Origin of the sequence: Pseudomonas helleri, assembly GCF_045830615.1 — a bacterium.
GTDB lineage: Bacteria > Pseudomonadota > Gammaproteobacteria > Pseudomonadales > Pseudomonadaceae > Aquipseudomonas > Aquipseudomonas helleri.
Window position 1 is genome coordinate 3131388 of the sequence record NZ_CP174501.1, and the last position, 17717, is coordinate 3149104.

Consider the following 17717-nt stretch of genomic DNA (forward strand, 5'->3'; position numbering starts at 1 on the left):
GCTTTTATTGTTATGGAGGTGAAGAGAGACAACTCATGACGTGTAGGAGCGAGCTTGCCTCGCGATCTTTTAGAAGGTCAAAAGATCGCGAGACGAGCTCGCTCCTACATGCCGCGTTTTTGCTTGAGCAGTGCCGCCGCATGATCCGCACGCACGTCGTGGGCTTCGACCATCTGCTTGACCAACCAGTCGAGTTCTTCACCCTTGGCGCCCGCCGTCAGCGCAATGTTGCGTGCATGCAAGGCCATGTGCCCGCGCTGGATGCCCTCAGTCGACAACGCCCGCAACGCTCCGAGATTCTGTGCCAGCCCGACCGCAACGGCAATTTCCGCCAGTTCCTGAGCACTCTCGACACGCAAAATGCGCAGCGACAATTGCGCCAGAGGGTGAGTTTTGGTGGCACCGCCCACCAGCCCGACCGGCATCGGCATTTCCAGGGTGCCCACCAGATTGCCCTGGCCGTCTTTCTCCCAGGTGGTCAGCGAGCCGTAATGGCCATTGCGACAGGCGTAAGCATGTGCGCCCGCCTCCACCGCCCGCCAGTCATTGCCGGTGGCGACAATCAACGGGTCTATGCCGTTCATGATGCCCTTGTTGTGGGTGGCGGCGCGGTACGGGTCAATCACCGCGAAGTTGTAAGCGTCGAGAATGCCTTCGATCACCTCCTCGCCCTTGAATGCTGGCGTGGTGAGCAACTCGGGGGCGATGCGGATTTGCGCACGGGCCAGACGCAAGTCAGCCAGATTGGAAAGGATGCGCAGGCGCACCTTGGCCCCGGTGATTTCTTCGATCAGCGGCGCGACCGCCTCGGCCATGGTGTTGACCGTGTTGGCGCCCATGGCATCACGCACATCGACGATCAAATGCGCGACCAGCATCGGCCCACGCGGGCTTTGCGCAAAGGTGTGGACTTCAATGTCCCGGCAGCCACCACCCAGCGAGTTGAGGAGTTGGTCTTTGCGGTTCGCCAGCTCGATGATTTCGTCCTTGCGCCGCAAAAGGCTGAGGCGCGCATTGAACGGGTCAGCGACATCAACGATCTGCACCTGCGCGCGCATCAACGGCAACGAACTGGAGGTCTGAAACCCGCCTGCCTCCCGCGCCAGCTTGGCCATAAAGGAGGCCGCCGCCACCACCGAAGGTTCCTCGACCACCATGGGCACGATCACGTCGCGGCCATTGATCTGGAAGTTGCTTGCGACGGCATAGGGCAACTCGAAGGTGCCGATCACGTTCTCGATCATGCCGTCAGCCCGCTCCAGCGCCAGTGCACCCGGCTCACGCAACAGCGCGACGTCATCAGCGGGCAGGTCGAGCAGCGCTTGCAGGTGCTGCAAACGCTCGGCGGGCGCCAGGCTACGGAACTTGGGAAGGCGCGAATCAATACTCATGGTTCAATCCTGTGGTCATTATTGTTGTCTTTGAGCACCACCCTAAAGCGCCCTGTGCCCGCATGAAAGGTACAGTTCGCACAAACAGTACCCAAGCTGTACCCTCGCTAAAAAACAGCAGGATGGCCAACCATGGTGCGTCTGACACTCGCTCAGCAACTGACCGCGTCACTGGTCGAACAGATCGGCAATGGCACTTACCGGGTGGGCGACCGCCTGCCGTCGCTGCGTGAATGCATGCGCCTGTTCGGTCATTCGAAAAATACCGTGATCAATGCCTATGAAGCCCTGGCCTCCCAAGGGCTGGTCGAACCGCGCCATGGCCAGGGCTTTTTTGTCCGCCAGGGCAGCCCCAACCACAGCGAACCGGACGAACCGCAGCCCTATGCGCGGGCCATGGACACGATCTGGCTGATGCGCCAGCAGTTCGTCCGTGAGCCGGGGCATTCGCCGCTCGGCGAAGGCTTCCCGCCGGTGGAATGGCTGATGGACATGCGCCTGGACAAGTTCACCCGCCAGATCATGCGCACTGAGGTCAACACGCTGTTTCGCTACGGCAACCGCCTGGGCAATGCCAGCCTGCGTCAACATCTGGCGCAAAAACTGGCCAGCTATTCGATCACCGCCAGCCCCCGCCAGATCGTCACCACTCACGGCGCCAACCATGCGCTGGACCTGATCATCCGACGTTTCATTGCCCACGGCGATACGGTGCTGGTTGAAGACCCCGGCTATTACCCGCTGTTTGGCAAGCTGCAACTGCAAGGCGCCCACATGCTCTGCGTACCGCGCCTGGCTGATGGCCCGGACATGCAGGTGCTGGAGCAACACCTGCGCAACCACAAGCCAAAACTGTTTTTTATCCAGTCGGTGGGCCACAACCCGACCGGTTCGGATATCTCGCCGGGCAAGGCTCATCGGCTGGTGCAACTCGCGCAGCAACACAACTTCATTCTGGTTGACGACGATGCCCTGGCCGACTTTAAACCGGCGTCTGCGATCAAGGTGTCTGCGCTCGATCAACTGCAGCGTTCACTGTACGTGGGCAGTTTTTCCAAATCGGTGTCTGCGGCGCTGCGGGTAGGCTTTATCGCCGGCAGCAAGGACGTGATTGATGAGCTGGGCGACTTGAAAATGTTGTTGCACACCAGCTCCTCTGAGCTGTGTGAGCGAACCATGGACGTGATCCTCACCGAGGGGCATTTCCTGCGCCATTTGATTCGCCTGCAAGAACGGCTGCAAGCCGCCACCGCTGCCGGGCTGGCGATGCTCGATGAGATTGGCGCCGAGGTGTTTTGCCGCCCGCAACAAAGCTTGTACCTGTGGGCACGCTTTGCCCACATCGACGACGCCAAGGAACTGACCCGCCAATTGCAGCCCAAGGGCTTCATGATCGCGCCGGGGCACATCTTTTCTCCCGAGCAATCACGCACCAACCCCTGGACCCGGCTCAACGTGGCGTATTTGAACGACCCGCTACTTAAAGCCGTGTTCAAGGGCTGAGCGCAATAGTGTGCGTCGCAGTTCAGTCCTGCAGCGCACGCGGGCGATGGCTGCGCTGTTCGGCTGCAAGGTCGACCGCCTGCTGCAACTGGAAGTCGAAGCTCATTTCGGCATATCGGCCCGGCACACCACGGGCGCCGTCCTCGCGGAACACCACCTCGCCCACCAGCCCGTCACGGGTGGCATAGGCGAAGTCGTCCCACAGGTATTTCTCTCCCGACAGGTTGATCTGGGTGGTCAGGTGCCGCTGGCCGGGGGCCGAAATAAAGAAGTGCACATGGGCGGGACGCTGCCCGTGACGACCCAGTTGATCCAGGCATTCCTGAGTCGGGCCCTGCGGATCGCAGCCGTAGCCTGATGGCACGATGCTGCGCGCGCGGTAGCGCCCCTCGCTGTCGGTCATGATCCGGCGGCGCAGGTTGTACTCTGACTGGCCCGGATCAAAAAACGAGTACGTGCCCTTGGTATTGGCTTGCCACAGGTCAACCGTGGCGCCAGGCACCGGTTTGCCATGGGCATCGAACACCCGGCCTTCAAGGAACAGCACCGTGCCGACGCCGTCCTCGCTGCCGTCATCCATGCGCGCTTCACCTTCGAAAATTGGGGCTCCGGCCACATACAACGGGCCTTCAATGGTCCTTGGCGTGCCGCCAGTCAATCCGGCCTGCTGGTCTTTGACGTCATGTAGCAGATCCAGGAAGTGTTCGATGCCCAGCCCGGCCACCAGCAAGCCCGCTTCCGAGCGCCCGCCCAATCGGTTGAGGTAGTCCACCGCCTTCCAGAACTCGTCTTCGCTAATATCGAGGTCTTCTATGAGTTTGGCGCTGTCCTGGAGCACCCGCAGGATGATGCTTTTCAGACGCGGATTGCCGTTGTCGTTACCGAATCCGGCGGCTTCTTTGAAGAAAGCCTGAATCGCATCGGTGTCAGAGATTTTCACGGTCATGTTGCTCACCTCATTTTGTTTTTATGCAACGGATTATTCAGTGTCAAACAGGCGTCAACGATCGTCGGCATGGATCGAAGACGGGTGGCGGCACAAGCCTTCAATGTCGATGTGCATGTACGGGAACAGCGGCAGTTGCAGCAGCAGGTCATGCAGGGCTTCGACGCTGGCGACGTCGAACACGCTGTAATTGGCGTAATGCCCGGCAATACGCCACAGGTGGCGCCACTGACCCTCGCGTTGCAGTCGCTGGGCCAGTTCTTTCTCGTCAGCCTTGAGCTGGGCAGCCTTGGCCGGGTCCATGTCGAGAGGCAGGTTCACGGTCATTTTTACGTGGAAGAGCATGAGGTTCTCCTACAGAGATCAATCGCGGCGAAAATGCGCCAGGCGTTCTTCGTCCAGCGTCAGGCCAAGGCCCGGCGCGTACGGAATGTGCAGTTCAAAATCGCGGTACACCGGGGCGTCGATGACGATGTCAGCGGTCAACAGCAACGGACCGAACAGCTCGGTACCCCAGGTCAATTGCTTGAGCGTGAGAAACGCATGGGCCGAGGCCAGGGTGCCGATCGAGCCTTCGAGCATGGTCCCGCCATACAGTGCGATGCCCGCCGCTTCGGCAATGTGCGCCGTACGCAGCACCGCGCGCGGGCCGCCGTTTTTTGCGATCTTGAGGGCAAACACACTGGCGGCACCGTCAACCGCCAGACTGAATGCGTCCTCTACGCTTTCAATGGACTCATCCGCCATGATCGGCGCCGGGCTGCGCAGGTTGAGACGCACCTGGCCCGAGCGGTTGACGCGTGAAATCGGCTGTTCAATCAGATCAATACCGTGCTCGCCCAATACGTGGCAGCCACGAATTGCCTGGGACTCATCCCAATACTGGTTGACGTCGACACGCACACTGGCCCGCTCACCCAGGGCTTTTTTGATCGCGACAACGTGCTTGAGATCGTGCTCCAGCGGGTTGGCGCCAATCTTCAATTTGAAAATCCGGTGGCGCCGCGCCTCAAGCATCTGCTCGGCTTCGGCAATGTCGCGGGCGGTGTCGCCACTGGCCAGGGTCCAGGCCACTTCCAGGCTGTCGCGCACCCGCCCGCCCAGCAGTTCGCTAAGCGGCAGGCCGAGGCGTTTGCCTTGCGCATCGAGCAGTGCAGTTTCGATCCCGGACTTGGCGAAGGTGTTGCCTTTGGCGATTTTGTCCAGGGCTTGCATGGCGCCATTGATGTTGTCAGCAGCCAGGCCCACCAGTACCGGTGCCAGGTGCGCATCAATGTTGGCTTTAATGCTCTCAGGGCTTTCGTAGCCGTAGGCCAGGCCACCAATGGTGGTCGCTTCGCCGATGCCTTCAATCCCGTCGCTGCAACGCAGGCGCAGGATGACCAGGGTTTGTTTTTGCATCGTGTGCATCGCCAGCTTGTGCGGGCGAATGGTCGGCAGGTCGACGATGATCGTCGTCAGGCTTTCAATCAGGACAGTGGGCATTTGAGTTTTTCCAATCGGATAGATAAGGATCAGCCGAGGTCGCCGCCACCCACCGGCAGTGTCACGCCGGTGATGTATGACGCCTCGTCACTGGCCAGAAAAAGGATTGCGCCGACCTGCTCGTCAATACGGGCGTAGCGTTTCATCAAGCTGCTGTCGAGGGTCTGGTCGACGATTTGCTGATACCACGCCTTTTCCGCCGGGCTTTGTTCGCCAGGGTTGCGCGGGATGCGCCGTGGCGGCGCTTCGGTGCCTCCCGGTGCGGTGGCGTTAACCCGAATGCCACGCTCGGCATTTTCGAAGGCCAAACAGGCGGTCAACGCATTGACCCCGCCTTTGGCGGCTCCGTAAGGCACGCGATTGACACTTCGGGTCGCGATTGAAGACACATTCACAATCGCCCCGCGGCCCTGTTTAAGCATGTGCGGTAATGCCGCGTGGCAGCACCACAAGGTCGGGAACAGTGAGCGCCGAACTTCGGCTTCGATCTGGTCAGCCTGGTAGTGTTCGAATGGCTTGGCCCAGATCGTGCCGCCAACGTTATTGACCAGCACGTCCAGACGGCCAAAGGCCTGTACGCCTTCTGCCATCACCCGGGCACAGTCCGGGTATTGCTCAAGATCGGCGATCAGCGTCAGCACACCGGGGCCTTGCAGTTCGTGAACCAGTTCGGAGCGGTCGACCGCGATCACCTGCGCACCTTCGGCCAGCAGGCGTTCGCAGACGCGACGACCGATACCTTGCGCAGCGCCTGTCACCAGTGCGACTTTGTTGTCGAATCGGTTGTTCATGGCTACCTCGATTTAATACAGATCACGCCGCTGCGGCTGCGAACTTTTCGTAGTAGAAGTTGGCCGGGGAGATGCCCTGCTCGCGGATGTATTGGCTGACCGCCTCGACCATCGGCGGCGGACCGCACAGGTACACGTCGACATCGCCCTGGTTCAAGTGGCGTGGCTCGATGTGCTGGGTGACGTACCCCTTGAGCGGGTGCTGGCTGTGCGGGTTGGCCACACAGGCGCTGAAGCTGAAATTGGCGATTTGTGCGCTTAAAGCGTGCAGCCGGTCCACTTCGACCAGATCAAAATCGTTGGTCACGCCGTAGATCAAATGCACCGGGTGCGGGCTGCCCTGCTCGGCAATTTTTTCGAGCATTGCCGTAAAAGGTGCCAGGCCCGTGCCGCCGGCCAGCAGCAACAGCGGGCGCTGGATCTGGCGCAGGTAGAAACTGCCCAGCGGCCCGACCAGCGTCATGCTGTCACCGGCCTTGGCCAGCCCGGTCAAGAAGCTGCTCATCAGTCCGCCCGGCACGTTGCGAATCAAGAAACTGACCTCGCCATCCTTTTGCAGGGTGCTGAAGGAATACGCCCGTGTTTGCGCGCTGCCAGGCACTTGCAGGTTGACGTACTGCCCCGGCAGAAACGCCAGGCGGCTGAGGGCCTCGCCCTTGATCGTCAACGCGATGGTGCTTTCGGACAGTTGGCGCAGGTTGCTGATCACGGCCTCGAAAATGGACTGCTGGGTCTTGCAGACCGTCGAAGAGGCCGGCACCCGCAGCACGCAGTCACTTTGGGCACGCATCTGGCACGTCAGCACGTAACCCTGCTGGACCTCTTCATCGCTCAAGGCGTCTTCGATAAACTCGTCGCCCAGGTCGTAACGCCCCGTTTCAGCGAAGCATTTGCAGGTACCGCAGGCGCCATCACGGCAGTCCAACGGGATGTTGATGCCTTGGCGATACGCCGCGTCGGCGACTGTTTCGTGGCCTCTGGCCTCGATAAAGCGGGTTACTCCGTCTTCAAAGTTGAGCGCTATCTGAAAGCTCATGATATGTCTCCCGCACAATGCCGGGCCGAAGGCGCCCAGAGGCGCCCGCCACCACTCGGCACTCGGTTAATCAGATGTGATAGATGTCGATGACCTGACGCACGTAGTCATTCTTGAGCACCACTTTCTTGGCCGTGATCAACGGTTGGGCGCCGCGCATATCAAGGGTGTAGAAGCTGGTGCCGAAGTAGCTGTCAGTGGTCTTGTAGCGAAAGCTCAGGGTGTGCCAGTTGAAGCGCACCGTGCAGTGCCCGTCGCCTTCCTCGACGATTTCGATGTTGCTCAGGTTGTGCGAGGTGCGGGTGTCGGGCATGGTCGCACTGGAGCGTTCGGTCTTGATCCGGAACACACGGTCTTCAAGGCCTCCACGGTTGCCATACCAGATCAGCGAGATTTCGCTTTGCGGGTCTTCAGTGAGCGCGTCGTTGTCATCCCAGGACGGCATCCAGAAGCTGGCGTTGGCGGCGTATAACTCCAGCCACAGATCCCATTGCGAGTCATCCAGATAGCGCGCTTCGCGGTACAAAAAATCACGGACGGTTTCATAGGTCGTGGGCATTACACGGCCTCCACGGGGATCAGCGCCGGGTCACTGGCAACCGCCTTGAGCAGCGTGTCTTGCCAATACTTGTGTTGCAGCACGAACAGCCCTTCGTCCTCGGTGCGAACCCCGGAGAGCAGCGGTTTTAGGTCGATCTCTTCGGCCGCCGCATCCGCGCCCTCAACCCAGTGTGTTGCCCCGCGCGACATGTCGTTCCAGCCGCGCCCGGCGCCGTAGCCCGTCTGGCATGAGCGAAACTCTTCAAGGTCATCCGGGGTGGCCATGCCGCTGACGTTGAAGAAATCCTCGTACTGGCGAATCCGCTGGGTCCGGGCCTCTTCGCTCTCGCCTTTGGGGGCAATGCAGTAAATGGTGATTTCGGTCTTGTTAACCGAAATGGGCCGGGCGATACGAATTTGCGAACTGAACTGATCCATCAGGTACACATTCGGGTACAGGCACAGGTTGCGCGAATTCTCGATCATCCAGTCGGCCCGCGCCTGGCCGAAGTCGCGCGCCAGCTCATCACGACGCTCATACGCCGGGCGGTCCTGGGGGTTGGCCCAGCGGGTCCAGAGCAACAAGTGGCCATGATCAAACGAGTAGAAACCGCCACCACTTTTAGCCCAGCTACCGGCGCTCATGGTTTTGATTTCACCACCAGCCTCACGCAAGGTGCGCTGGTTTTGCGTGGCGGCGTAGTTCCAGTGCACGGAGCTGACGTGATAACCATCGGCGCCGTTCTCAGCGGTGAGTTTCCAGTTGCCTTCATAGATATATGAGCTGGAGCCGCGCAGCACTTCCAGGCCGTCGGCAGACTGGTCGACGATCATGTCGATGATTTTCGCTGACTCGCCCAGGTGCTCGGCCAGCGTGCTGACGTTTGCATTAAGGCTGCCAAACAGAAAGCCGCGATAAGACTCGAATCGCGCGACCTTGGTCAGGTCGTGCGAGCCTTCACAATTGAAGCCCGCAGGATAACCGGCCTCGCTCGGGTCCTTGACCTTGAGCAGCTTGCCGCTGTTATTGAACGTCCAGCCATGGAATGGACAGGTATAGCTGGCGCGGTTACCGGTCTTGTGGCGACAGAGCATGGCACCGCGGTGGCTACAGGCATTGAGAAAGGCATTCAACTCACCGGCCTTGTTGCGGGCAATAAAAATGGGCTGGCGCCCCATCGTGGTGGTCAAGAAATCATTCACGTTGGGGATTTGGCTTTCGTGAGCAAGATAGATCCAGTTGCCCTCGAAAATGTGCGTCATTTCGAGTTCAAACAGACGCGGATCGGTGAACATCTCACGCTTGCAGCGATGCACGCCCTGCTCTTTGTCTTCCTCAAGCATGGCATTCAGGTAGTCGATTCCCAGGGACATGGCCAGGGCCTCCGTTGTTATTATTCAGGCCAGGTCAAGGTAGGGAACCGAGGGGCGCAGCACTATCCGTTGGCTGCAGATCGCTATCCGATTACTGCACGCGAGGCGTGTTTTTAGTGGCGGCGCTTGAGGGTGCTGGAAGGGAGTTCGCCATATTGCTGGCGATAGCTGGCAGAAAACCGGCCCAAATGCACAAACCCGTAATCCAGCGCCAATTCAGTCAGGCTGCGTACAGTGCAATGGGGGTCACTCAGGCACGTGTGAATACGCGCCAACTTGCGTTGGCGGATGTAATGCAACGGCGTCACACCCAATCCGCGTTCGAACAATACGTACAACGAACGCTCGCTCATGCAGGCTTGCAGTGCCAGGTGCCCGGCGCTCAGTTCCTGTTTCAGGTTGCGTTCGATGTAATCGAGAATGCGCTCAAGGCTGGCGCCGCCAGCGGCGAGATTTTCGCGGCTAATGTTGGTTTGCATAAGAGTCAGCAACTTGCTGCCAACAATCTGCGTGTAATGCTCTTGCACCCGCAGCAACGGGTCGCTGGCTTCAGACTCTTGGCAGACCATGCCCAGCAAACCGAGAAACCCTTCCAGTTCGTCCAACTGATAGTGGTTGCGCACAAAGCGCACGCCACTGGCCGGGCGCTTCCAGCGCTGCTCATCGCACACCGACTCAAGCACTTCGATCGGCAGTTTGAGGATGAATTTTTCGCAATCTTCTGAATACGTCAGGTCAACCGGGTCATCCGGGTTGATCAGCAACAGTTCGCCGGGCACCAGATGGTGTTCGCGCCGGGGCCCGCGCCACAGGCAATTGCCACGCAACAACACTTGCAGATGAAAGATGTTTTCCAGCGCCGGCGAGGTCACGCGCACGCTGCCACCGTAGCTGATACGGCACAGATCCAGCTCGGCAAATTTGCGGTGGTTGAGACTCGCCTGGGGTCGGGTGGTTCGCGACAGGCCTATACAATGTTGCCCGACATGCAGGTTCACATAGTCGGAAACGGCATGCGGATCGGCGTGCTGGAACACGCTACTGCGCTCACTCAACAGGCGGCTATCCATCGGTAAGGCTCTCACGCGTCTTGTAATTATTGTGGGTGTTACGTCAGCCAGAGTACCCATCTGCCTGACCGCAGATCAATCAGGAAAACGGCTGGCGTCCGATAGCCGAACATTATTTGCCACTTTTGTGGCATGCCCTGCTCATGGTCGAGATAACGACACAACCTGACAGATACGCGGCCCGGGACGTGACTTTCCAGCAGCCCGCCCCTAGTATCGCCGGCGTTTTAAATCCCTTCCCTAACAATAAAGTATGGAAACTCGCATGCTCCCTTTCGCTCGCACCCTGCTCGCCCTGTCTTTGGGCATGACATTGCTGCAAACCCCGACCTTCGCCGCTCCGCCATTGACCATGAGCAATGGCGTCGCGCAGGTGAACACCCAAGACAGCAACGCCTGGGTTGAAATCAACAAAACCGCGTTTGAACACAATATTCAGGTCCTGAAAGACACCCTCGGCGACAAATCGAAAATCTGTGCGGTGCTCAAGGCCGATGCCTACGGCCACGGCATTGGTTTGTTGATGCCTTCGATCATCGCCACTGGCGTACCTTGCGTCGGCGTTGCCAGCAACGAAGAAGCCCGCGTGGTCCGCGAGAGCGGTTACAAAGGCCAATTGATTCGCGTGCGCACCGCCGCCCTGAGCGAGCTGGAAGCGGCGCTGCAATACAACATGGAAGAGCTGGTCGGCAACCTCGATTTCGCTAAGAAAGCCGCGCAAATTGCCGAGAAACACGGCCGTCCACTCGTCGTGCACCTGGGCTTGAACTCCAGCGGCATGAGCCGTAACGGCGTAGAAATGAGCACCGCTCAAGGCCGCAGCGATGCCGTAGCCATCACTAAAATACCGAACCTGGAAGTACGGGCGATCATGACCCACTTCGCCGTGGAAGACGCCGATGACGTGCGCGCGGGCCTGAAGGCGTTCAACGAACAGGCACAGTGGCTGATCAAAGAGGCCAAGCTGGATCGCAGCAAAATCACGCTGCATGCGGCCAACTCGTTCGCCACCCTGGAAGTGCCTGAATCGCACCTGGACATGGTCCGCCCAGGCGGCGCGCTGTTCGGTGACACGGTGCCTTCGCACACCGATTACAAGCGCGTCATGCAGTTCAAGTCGCACGTGGCCTCGGTCAACAGCTACCCGAAAGGCAATACCGTCGGCTACGACCGCACCTACACCCTGGCGCGTGATTCGAAGCTGGCGAACATTACGGTCGGTTACTCCGACGGCTATCGCCGTGCGTTCACCAATAAGGGCATCGTGCTGATCAACGGCCACCGCGTGCCGGTGGTGGGCAAAGTGTCGATGAACACCTTGATGGTTGACGTGACCGATGCGCCGGACGTCAAAAGCGGCGATGAAGTGGTGCTGTTCGGCAAACAGGGCGACGCCGAGATCAGCCAGAGCGAAGTTGAAGACATCAACGGTGCATTGTTGGCTGACCTGTACACCGTATGGGGCAACTCCAACCCTAAAGTCTTGATCGAAGAGTAAGCCACTTGTCTCGCGATCTTTTAAAAGACCAAAAGATCGCGAGGCAAGCTCGCTCCTACCGGGTTTGGGCGGTTATTTATCCGATTTGATGCTGGTCCAGGTGCGGGTCCGTACACGCTCCAGCTTTTGTGGCAGTGGTTGCACCACATACAGTGATTTCAACGCTTCTGGCGTCGGCGTCAGGTTCGGGTTGCCGGTGATGTCTTTATTGATCAGTGGCAGCGAGTCTTTGTTGGCGTTCGGGTAACCCAAAAAGTCACTGATCGACGCAATCACCTTGGGTTCCAGCAAGGTGTTCAGGAACTCATGCGCTTCTTCGACATTTTTTGCGCTTTTAGGGATAGCGAAGGTGTCAAACCAGATCGGCGCGCCCTCTTTTGGCAAACGCCAGTCCACTACCACCCCGTTCTTAGCTTCTTTGGCCCGGTTGCCAAACTGGTAAAAACTGCCCGAATAACCAATGGCCACGCAGATGTCGCCGTTGGCGATATCGGTCATGTATTTGGCCGAGTTGAAGTAGGTGACATACGGGCGAATCTTCAGCATCAGCTCTTTGGCTTTTTCATAGTCGGCCGGGTTCTGGCTGTTCGGGTCCAGGCCCAGGTAATGCAAGGCTAGCGGCAAGATCTCCGACGGCGAATCCAGCATCGCGACGCCACAGGATTTCAGTTTGGCCATGTTCTCAGGCTTGAACACCAGGTCCCAACTGTCCACCGGCGCGTCCTCGCCCAGGGCCGCCTTGACCTTGGCCGGGTTAAAACCGATTAACACTGTACCAACCATGTAGGGCACGGCGTACTGGTTGCCGGGGTCGTTGGTTTCCAGCAGCTTGAGCAATTGCGGGTCTTGGTGCTGCCAATTGGGCAGCTTGGATTTGTCGAGTTTCTGAAACACCCCGGCCTTGATCTGGGTGTCGAGGAACTGGTTGGACGGCACCACCAGGTCATAGCCCGAGTTGCCGGTCAGGAGCTTGGCTTCCAGCGATTCGTTGGTGTCGAAGGTGTCCCAGGTCACTTTAATCCCGGTGTCCTTGGCAAAGTCTTTGGGCACTGACGGCAAGATGTAGTCCGCCCAGTTGTACACCCGCAATTCGCGCTGATCGGCTTGCACCGCGCTGGCCAACAGTGACAACCCACATACCGTGGCGCCCAGTAAGCGTTTGATCGTGCTCATGAATGTATTCCCCATCTTTGGCGTGAGATCGATAGTTGTTATGTTTTGTACACGGCAGCAGCCCGCAAAAAGGGCAAGGGTCAGGAAGACAACTCTTATAAGTTGATTTGATTCTTGCCGACCGCTGGAGCGGTTCACAGGGGTAGGCAGGCCAAAAAGGGATCGTTACGGCCATTGTTTGTGTCCGAATCTATGTCCGCCATCGCCCTCTTGCATCGCCCAAGTGTTCATCCAGCAACTGTTGCAAATCAAACAGCAAATCTGCACTTAACCACTCAATCAACAGCGCCCGCCTTGCCCGCCTCCGGCCAACCCCCCGAATTACAGGGGTTTGCCTGTTGGTACGGAGATTGCTGACAGGGAGTACCTGTCCACAGTCTGCTGAACACTAGCCAAGGATTCGAACATGTCTAACGCGCTGCAAGTCGTCGTCGTTTCGGGTGGGGCGTACAGCCCTTCGCGCACTCTGGTGTTGGCCAAGGCCATTCTCGATGAACTGCAAACCCGGCTCACTATCGAAAGCCGCTTGATTGAGCTGGGCACTATTGCCCGGCAACTGGGCGGCGCCTTGTCACGCCAGGAACTGAGCCCTGAGGTCGATGCCGAGATCCAGGCGATTGAAAACGCCGACCTGCTGATCATTGCCACCCCGGTGTATCGCGGCTCCTACCCCGGCCTGCTCAAGCATCTGTTCGATCTGGTGGATATCAACGGCCTGATCGACACCCCGGTGTTGCTGGCCGCCACCGGTGGCAGCGATCGCCATGCGCTGGTGCTCGAACACCAGTTGCGTCCGCTGTTCAGCTTTTTCCAGGCGTTGACGCTGCCGATCGGCGTGTATGCCACCGAGTCTGATTTCGCCAATTACCAAATAATCAGCGAGCCCTTGCAGGCTCGTATCCGCCTTGCTGCAGAACGTGCCGCGCCGCTGTTTGGCGCCTCGGCCACACCTTTGCTGAAAATCGCTTAAGGACTTCTTCATGAATGTGTTTTGGTTCCTCCCCACCCACGGTGACGGCCACTTTCTGGGCACCACCAAAGGTGCTCGCCCGGTCACGCTCAACTACCTCAAACAAGTCGCCCAGGCGGCTGATGACCTGGGCTACTACGGCGTTTTGATCCCGACCGGACGCTCCTGCGAAGACTCGTGGGTCATCGCCTCGGCATTGGTACCGTTGACCGAGCGCCTGCGTTATCTGGTGGCGATTCGTCCGGGGATCATCTCGCCGACCGTGTCGGCGCGTATGGCGGCCACCCTGGACCGGCTGTCCGGCGGGCGCTTGTTAATTAACGTGGTGACCGGCGGCGACCCGGATGAAAACCGCGGTGATGGCAGCTTCCTCAGCCACAGCGAACGCTACGAAGTGTCGGATGAGTTTCTGAAAATCTGGCGCCGGGTGCTGCAAGGCGAGTCGGTCGACTTTGAAGGTAAGCACTTACACGTGCAGAACGCCAAGGCGCTCTACCCGCCGGTGCAAAAACCTTATCCGCCGCTGTATTTCGGCGGTTCGTCCGACGCCGCTCATGACCTGGCCGCCGAGCAGGTTGACGTGTACCTGACCTGGGGCGAACCGCCTGCGGCCGTGGCCGAGAAAATCGCCGATGTACGTGAACGCGCAGCACGCTTGGGCCGCACCGTACGCTTTGGCATTCGTCTGCACGTGATTGTCCGTGAAACCGAGGAGCAAGCCTGGAAAGCCGCCGACACCCTGATCGAACACATCAGCGACGAAACCATAGCCGCCGCGCAAAAGTCCTTCTCGCGCTTTGATTCCGAAGGCCAGCGGCGCATGGCTGCGCTGCACGACGGGCGCCGCGACAATCTGGAGATCTCACCCAACCTGTGGGCAGGCGTCGGCCTGGTTCGCGGCGGCGCCGGCACCGCGCTGGTGGGCAACCCGCAACAGGTGGCTGAACGCATCAAGGAATACGCCGACCTGGGCATCGAAAGCTTTATCTTCTCGGGCTACCCGCACCTGGAAGAAGCCTATCGCTTTGCTGAACTGGTGTTCCCGCTGCTGCCAGAACCTTACGCCAGCCTGGCGGGTCGCGGCATCACCAACCTGACCGGGCCCTTTGGCGAAATGATCGCCAATGATGTGCTGCCAGGCCAGGCCAAATAACCTGTAAGAGCCGAGACAGGCTGTGATTTTTATCACGGCCTGCAATAACGTCACTGAACGATGTGCAAGCGAAACGACCGAATATTCAGTCGAACCTCATGCGGCTCTCTTTGGCCTCACGGCATTCATTCTCATGAACACTTCTTCACCCGGGTTAATATGCGTTATAAATTCCGGCTTTATAGGCCCTTTCACCTGCACCTCTTTAGTCACATTAAAGCTCAGCGCATACCCTTCAAGAACTGATTTAAAATTTTCAATATTTAATTCATATAACTCTTCACTGTTTTCTTTCAGCATGGCCACATCACCCTCCCCATAAGTTGCTATAAAAGCAGCCTCAATGAAGCCATCTTCATTCACCGCACTGCTCAGCACTTTATGAGGATGATGTTCAGGAATCGAAATCTTATATAAATAAAGCGGCCTTGGAACCTCTTTAAAATACCCTCCTACCAGTTTCATTTCAAAATAGTACTTTCTCGCCTCACCAAACATATTCTCACTTTTGTTAGACACCTCTGCTCTAAAGGCATCTATACCCTCCAGATCCTGAGCTACGAAAATCGTATCGTCTCCAAAATACTTTAGTACTCTCTCTGTATTATTACCTTGGAAACCTTGGGCTAATACTTCACTGGGTGGAGCAAGATCCACTCGAAAAAAATCAACTGTTGCGTTCTCACTACCTCTCTCATCGCTGTCATCCTCTGGAGAGAGCTGAGTTAATAATGAGAAAGCCAATACGTTACTCATGTGGTCCTGAGCGTTTACTTCAGGCTCATCTGATTCATTAGCAAAGGCTTGGTTTGCAGCTCGAAGCATTCGCCCATCGGTATCGGAGCAACTGACCGGGTTATTTCTAACCATACAAAACACATTCAACCCATCCACATCCCCCGCCGGATCCGGATTTATCCAGCGCTGCAACCACGGTGCGTAATAACGGAACCCGTAGTAATACAACCCGGTTGCATCCCGTTCTTTACCCGAATAACGAATCACTTTGTAGCGGGCTTCCAGTGCATTTTTGGCCGCCCACCAGGCCGTACCGCCGTAGGGGTAGTAACTTTCCTGGCTTAAGACTTCTCCGCTTTGATTCAGCTCCAGCGTGCTGCTGCCCAAGTGGTCATTCACGCTGTAACGGTGTTGATGCTGGCCATTTTCCCGGTTCAACAAACGCACGGCATTACGCCCCGCTTGGGCAAGCACCACGTGCAATTGCTCGCCTGATGTGCGGCTGCGGATCTCCAGCCCAGGCAAGTAGCGCACTTCGCTGATGTGCTCGCCACCCCGGGTTTTGGCTCGGCGTACTTTGCGCACGCGCTGGCCGCCGCCGTCATAGACGTAGGTTTCCGTATCGTCGTCCTGACCATCGGGATCTTCGCGCTGCACTTGGGTTACGTGCTGCAACTGGTTGCGGCTGTCCCACTGCATAAGTTGGCCAGGGGCCAAAGCCTGGAGATTGCCGTTGGCATCAAACGCCTTGGCAAAATCTAACGGTGAGCCGTCCTTGAACAGGCTGCGGTTGCTGCGTGCGTCGACGACCATTTCGCGGGTGTAGCCATTGCCAGCCCCGGCAGCGTGCTTGAGCCGGGTCAGGTTGCCGCCACTGTCGTAGCTGTAGGTCTGGCTGTAAGTGCGCCAACGGCTGTCATCCACCGAGCCGAAAATCTCCAGCCCCGGCAGGTTCGGCCCGATGGTTTGGCTGGCGTTTTCGCGACCGGTGGCGCTGATCAATTGATAGAGCGTGTCATAGGCGTACGTACTGACTGCCTGAATACGCTGCCCGGCAAACCATTGCACCGGCTGGGCAAGGTCTTCGATACGGGTGATGTTGCCTACCGGATCGTACTGGTAGTGCAGGTCCTGTAGCGTCTTGCCGTCTGATCTTTTGGCCTTAAGGTTGGACAGCAGGCCGTCCCGCGCCGAGTAATAGGCCGTGGTCGTCACATCGTTGCCTGCCTGCTCAGTTTCTACATGGCCAAAGGCGTTGTAGGTCGTGCTTTTAAGCAAGGCAACATCGTCCAGCCAGGACGCAAGAGGTTGCCCGGCCACATCCACTTCAAAACGTTGCACGTGCTCAAGGGCGTCGGTCTGCTCGATAACAGCGCCCAGCGCATCGTGACGCCAGCGCGTGGTGTAAGCCGTGTCTTCAAGATCGGCTTCAGACGCGGGCCAATGGGGCTGCGTCAGTGTGGTGCAGAATTGCCGCGCTTCGCTCAGCGGCTGCCCGCTGAGGGCAAATGCGTCATGCCACAGGCAGCCTGCCTGATCATCGTGGCGAAGCAGTTGCCCGCAGCGGTTGTGGCGGGCGGCCTCTTCGTCGGCGCCCGTGTAGGTAAAACGCTCCACGCACAGCGGCGGATCGTGTTCGAACACATTCACTGGCCGCATCAGTTCATCGTAGGTAAAGCGCCGATGGGTGTCACGCCCGTCCCAGCTATCACGCAACTGCCCGGCAGCGTCATGGCAGGCAAGCCGCCAGCCGGCATCCACGCTCGTGGTCAGCAGCGCTTGGCCGCTGAGGCTGTACAGCCTGGATTGGTTTGCGAGATCGCTCAGTTCAAATAAACGCGGGTCCCATTGCTGGTTCAACCGGCCAATCGCGTCGTAGCGCTGAAGCGTATTGCGTGCTTGTACCGTGTCCTGCGTTGCACTTCGGTGCCAAGACACCGTGCGCACGACAAGACCGCGAGGGTCGCTCACAGTCAAAGTCGGGGTGTTTTGGTGCAGGGACATGCTCAATACCGCCTCAGAATATGAGGTTAGTGTTCAATCTGGTGA

15 protein-coding genes are annotated in these 17717 nt (G+C 58.4%); 4 read left to right on the forward strand and 11 right to left on the reverse strand.

The features are described 5' to 3' along the window. Positions 1 to 104: 104 nt before the first annotated feature. Complete coding sequence (locus ACJJU9_RS13930) at positions 105 to 1391, reverse strand: hydroxymethylglutaryl-CoA reductase, degradative (protein ID WP_153332012.1); 1287 nt, start codon at positions 1389 to 1391, stop codon at positions 105 to 107. 132 nt (positions 1392 to 1523) lie between these two features. Between ACJJU9_RS13930 and ACJJU9_RS13935 the strand changes: the two genes are divergently transcribed. Continuing rightward, positions 1524 to 2894, forward strand: coding sequence for a PLP-dependent aminotransferase family protein (locus tag ACJJU9_RS13935; protein ID WP_407728765.1), 1371 nt, complete (start codon positions 1524 to 1526; stop codon positions 2892 to 2894). A gap of 22 nt (positions 2895 to 2916) precedes the next feature. Here the strand turns inward: ACJJU9_RS13935 and catA are convergent, their stop codons facing one another. The 8 genes from catA to ACJJU9_RS13975 all read right to left on the reverse strand — a co-directional run bounded on the left by catA (position 2917) and on the right by ACJJU9_RS13975 (position 10136). Beyond that, a complete protein-coding gene (gene catA, locus ACJJU9_RS13940; RefSeq protein WP_407728766.1) occupies positions 2917 to 3840 on the reverse strand; it encodes a catechol 1,2-dioxygenase in 924 nt (307 codons plus the stop codon). Positions 3841 to 3894: 54 nt separating this feature from the next. Beyond that, complete coding sequence (gene catC / locus ACJJU9_RS13945; protein WP_407728767.1) at positions 3895 to 4185, reverse strand: muconolactone Delta-isomerase; 291 nt, start codon at positions 4183 to 4185, stop codon at positions 3895 to 3897. Positions 4186 to 4203: 18 nt separating this feature from the next. Further along, positions 4204 to 5325 (reverse strand): muconate cycloisomerase family protein, encoded by a 1122-nt coding sequence (locus ACJJU9_RS13950; RefSeq protein ID WP_407728768.1) that lies wholly within the window; start codon positions 5323 to 5325, stop codon positions 4204 to 4206. Between the two features lie 29 nt (positions 5326 to 5354). Next, positions 5355 to 6116, reverse strand: a complete 762-nt coding sequence (locus ACJJU9_RS13955) for a 1,6-dihydroxycyclohexa-2,4-diene-1-carboxylate dehydrogenase (RefSeq protein WP_407728769.1) — start codon at positions 6114 to 6116, stop codon at positions 5355 to 5357. Between the two features lie 22 nt (positions 6117 to 6138). Then, positions 6139 to 7152: a benzoate 1,2-dioxygenase electron transfer component BenC gene (benC, locus tag ACJJU9_RS13960; protein ID WP_407728770.1), complete on the reverse strand. Its 1014-nt coding sequence runs from the start codon at positions 7150 to 7152 to the stop codon at positions 6139 to 6141. A 70-nt stretch (positions 7153 to 7222) separates the two neighbouring features. Continuing rightward, complete coding sequence (gene benB, locus ACJJU9_RS13965) at positions 7223 to 7711, reverse strand: benzoate 1,2-dioxygenase small subunit (protein ID WP_407728771.1); 489 nt, start codon at positions 7709 to 7711, stop codon at positions 7223 to 7225. Then, the gene (benA, locus tag ACJJU9_RS13970) at positions 7711 to 9066 is read right to left on the reverse strand and encodes a benzoate 1,2-dioxygenase large subunit (RefSeq protein ID WP_407728772.1); all 1356 of its coding nucleotides are present in this window, start codon (positions 9064 to 9066) and stop codon (positions 7711 to 7713) included. The genes benB and benA overlap by 1 nt, the downstream gene beginning before the upstream one ends. Before the next feature lie 113 nt (positions 9067 to 9179). After that, positions 9180 to 10136, reverse strand: coding sequence for an AraC family transcriptional regulator (locus ACJJU9_RS13975; RefSeq protein ID WP_153332003.1), 957 nt, complete (start codon positions 10134 to 10136; stop codon positions 9180 to 9182). A gap of 265 nt (positions 10137 to 10401) precedes the next feature. Between ACJJU9_RS13975 and alr the strand changes: the two genes are divergently transcribed. Next, positions 10402 to 11634, forward strand: coding sequence for an alanine racemase (gene alr / locus ACJJU9_RS13980; protein WP_407728773.1), 1233 nt, complete (start codon positions 10402 to 10404; stop codon positions 11632 to 11634). Between the two features lie 72 nt (positions 11635 to 11706). Here alr and ACJJU9_RS13985 read toward each other — a convergent pair whose 3' ends face one another. Beyond that, positions 11707 to 12807, reverse strand: a complete 1101-nt coding sequence (locus ACJJU9_RS13985) for a polyamine ABC transporter substrate-binding protein (RefSeq protein WP_153332001.1) — start codon at positions 12805 to 12807, stop codon at positions 11707 to 11709. Positions 12808 to 13213: 406 nt separating this feature from the next. Here ACJJU9_RS13985 and msuE point away from each other — a divergent pair, with 406 nt between their 5' ends. Further along, the gene (msuE, locus tag ACJJU9_RS13990) at positions 13214 to 13777 is read left to right on the forward strand and encodes an FMN reductase (protein WP_048372627.1); all 564 of its coding nucleotides are present in this window, start codon (positions 13214 to 13216) and stop codon (positions 13775 to 13777) included. A 10-nt stretch (positions 13778 to 13787) separates the two neighbouring features. Next, the gene (ssuD, locus tag ACJJU9_RS13995; RefSeq protein WP_153332000.1) at positions 13788 to 14930 is read left to right on the forward strand and encodes an FMNH2-dependent alkanesulfonate monooxygenase; all 1143 of its coding nucleotides are present in this window, start codon (positions 13788 to 13790) and stop codon (positions 14928 to 14930) included. 96 nt (positions 14931 to 15026) lie between these two features. Here the strand turns inward: ssuD and ACJJU9_RS14000 are convergent, their stop codons facing one another. After that, positions 15027 to 17672 carry an RHS repeat domain-containing protein gene (locus ACJJU9_RS14000; RefSeq protein WP_407728774.1) on the reverse strand — a complete coding sequence of 882 codons (2646 nt, stop codon included), beginning with the start codon at positions 17670 to 17672 and terminating at the stop codon, positions 15027 to 15029. Between the last annotated feature and the right edge of the window lie 45 nt (positions 17673 to 17717).

Bases quoted from the DNA above. Each gene is read 5' to 3' on its own strand.
- ACJJU9_RS14000 (WP_407728774.1), bottom strand. From the start codon at position 17,672: ATGTCCCTGCACCAAAACACCCCGACTTTGACTGTGAGCGACCCTCGC.
- ssuD (WP_153332000.1), top strand. From the start codon at position 13,788: ATGAATGTGTTTTGGTTCCTCCCCACCCACGGTGACGGCCACTTTCTG.
- benA (WP_407728772.1), bottom strand. From the start codon at position 9,066: ATGTCCCTGGGAATCGACTACCTGAATGCCATGCTTGAGGAAGACAAA.
- msuE (WP_048372627.1), top strand. From the start codon at position 13,214: ATGTCTAACGCGCTGCAAGTCGTCGTCGTTTCGGGTGGGGCGTACAGC.
- ACJJU9_RS13935 (WP_407728765.1), top strand. From the start codon at position 1,524: ATGGTGCGTCTGACACTCGCTCAGCAACTGACCGCGTCACTGGTCGAA.
- ACJJU9_RS13955 (WP_407728769.1), bottom strand. From the start codon at position 6,116: ATGAACAACCGATTCGACAACAAAGTCGCACTGGTGACAGGCGCTGCG.
- ACJJU9_RS13950 (WP_407728768.1), bottom strand. From the start codon at position 5,325: ATGCCCACTGTCCTGATTGAAAGCCTGACGACGATCATCGTCGACCTG.
- catC (WP_407728767.1), bottom strand. From the start codon at position 4,185: ATGCTCTTCCACGTAAAAATGACCGTGAACCTGCCTCTCGACATGGAC.
- ACJJU9_RS13930 (WP_153332012.1), bottom strand. From the start codon at position 1,391: ATGAGTATTGATTCGCGCCTTCCCAAGTTCCGTAGCCTGGCGCCCGCC.
- benB (WP_407728771.1), bottom strand. From the start codon at position 7,711: ATGCCCACGACCTATGAAACCGTCCGTGATTTTTTGTACCGCGAAGCG.
- alr (WP_407728773.1), top strand. From the start codon at position 10,402: ATGCTCCCTTTCGCTCGCACCCTGCTCGCCCTGTCTTTGGGCATGACA.
- ACJJU9_RS13975 (WP_153332003.1), bottom strand. From the start codon at position 10,136: ATGGATAGCCGCCTGTTGAGTGAGCGCAGTAGCGTGTTCCAGCACGCC.
- benC (WP_407728770.1), bottom strand. From the start codon at position 7,152: ATGAGCTTTCAGATAGCGCTCAACTTTGAAGACGGAGTAACCCGCTTT.
- ACJJU9_RS13985 (WP_153332001.1), bottom strand. From the start codon at position 12,807: ATGAGCACGATCAAACGCTTACTGGGCGCCACGGTATGTGGGTTGTCA.
- catA (WP_407728766.1), bottom strand. From the start codon at position 3,840: ATGACCGTGAAAATCTCTGACACCGATGCGATTCAGGCTTTCTTCAAA.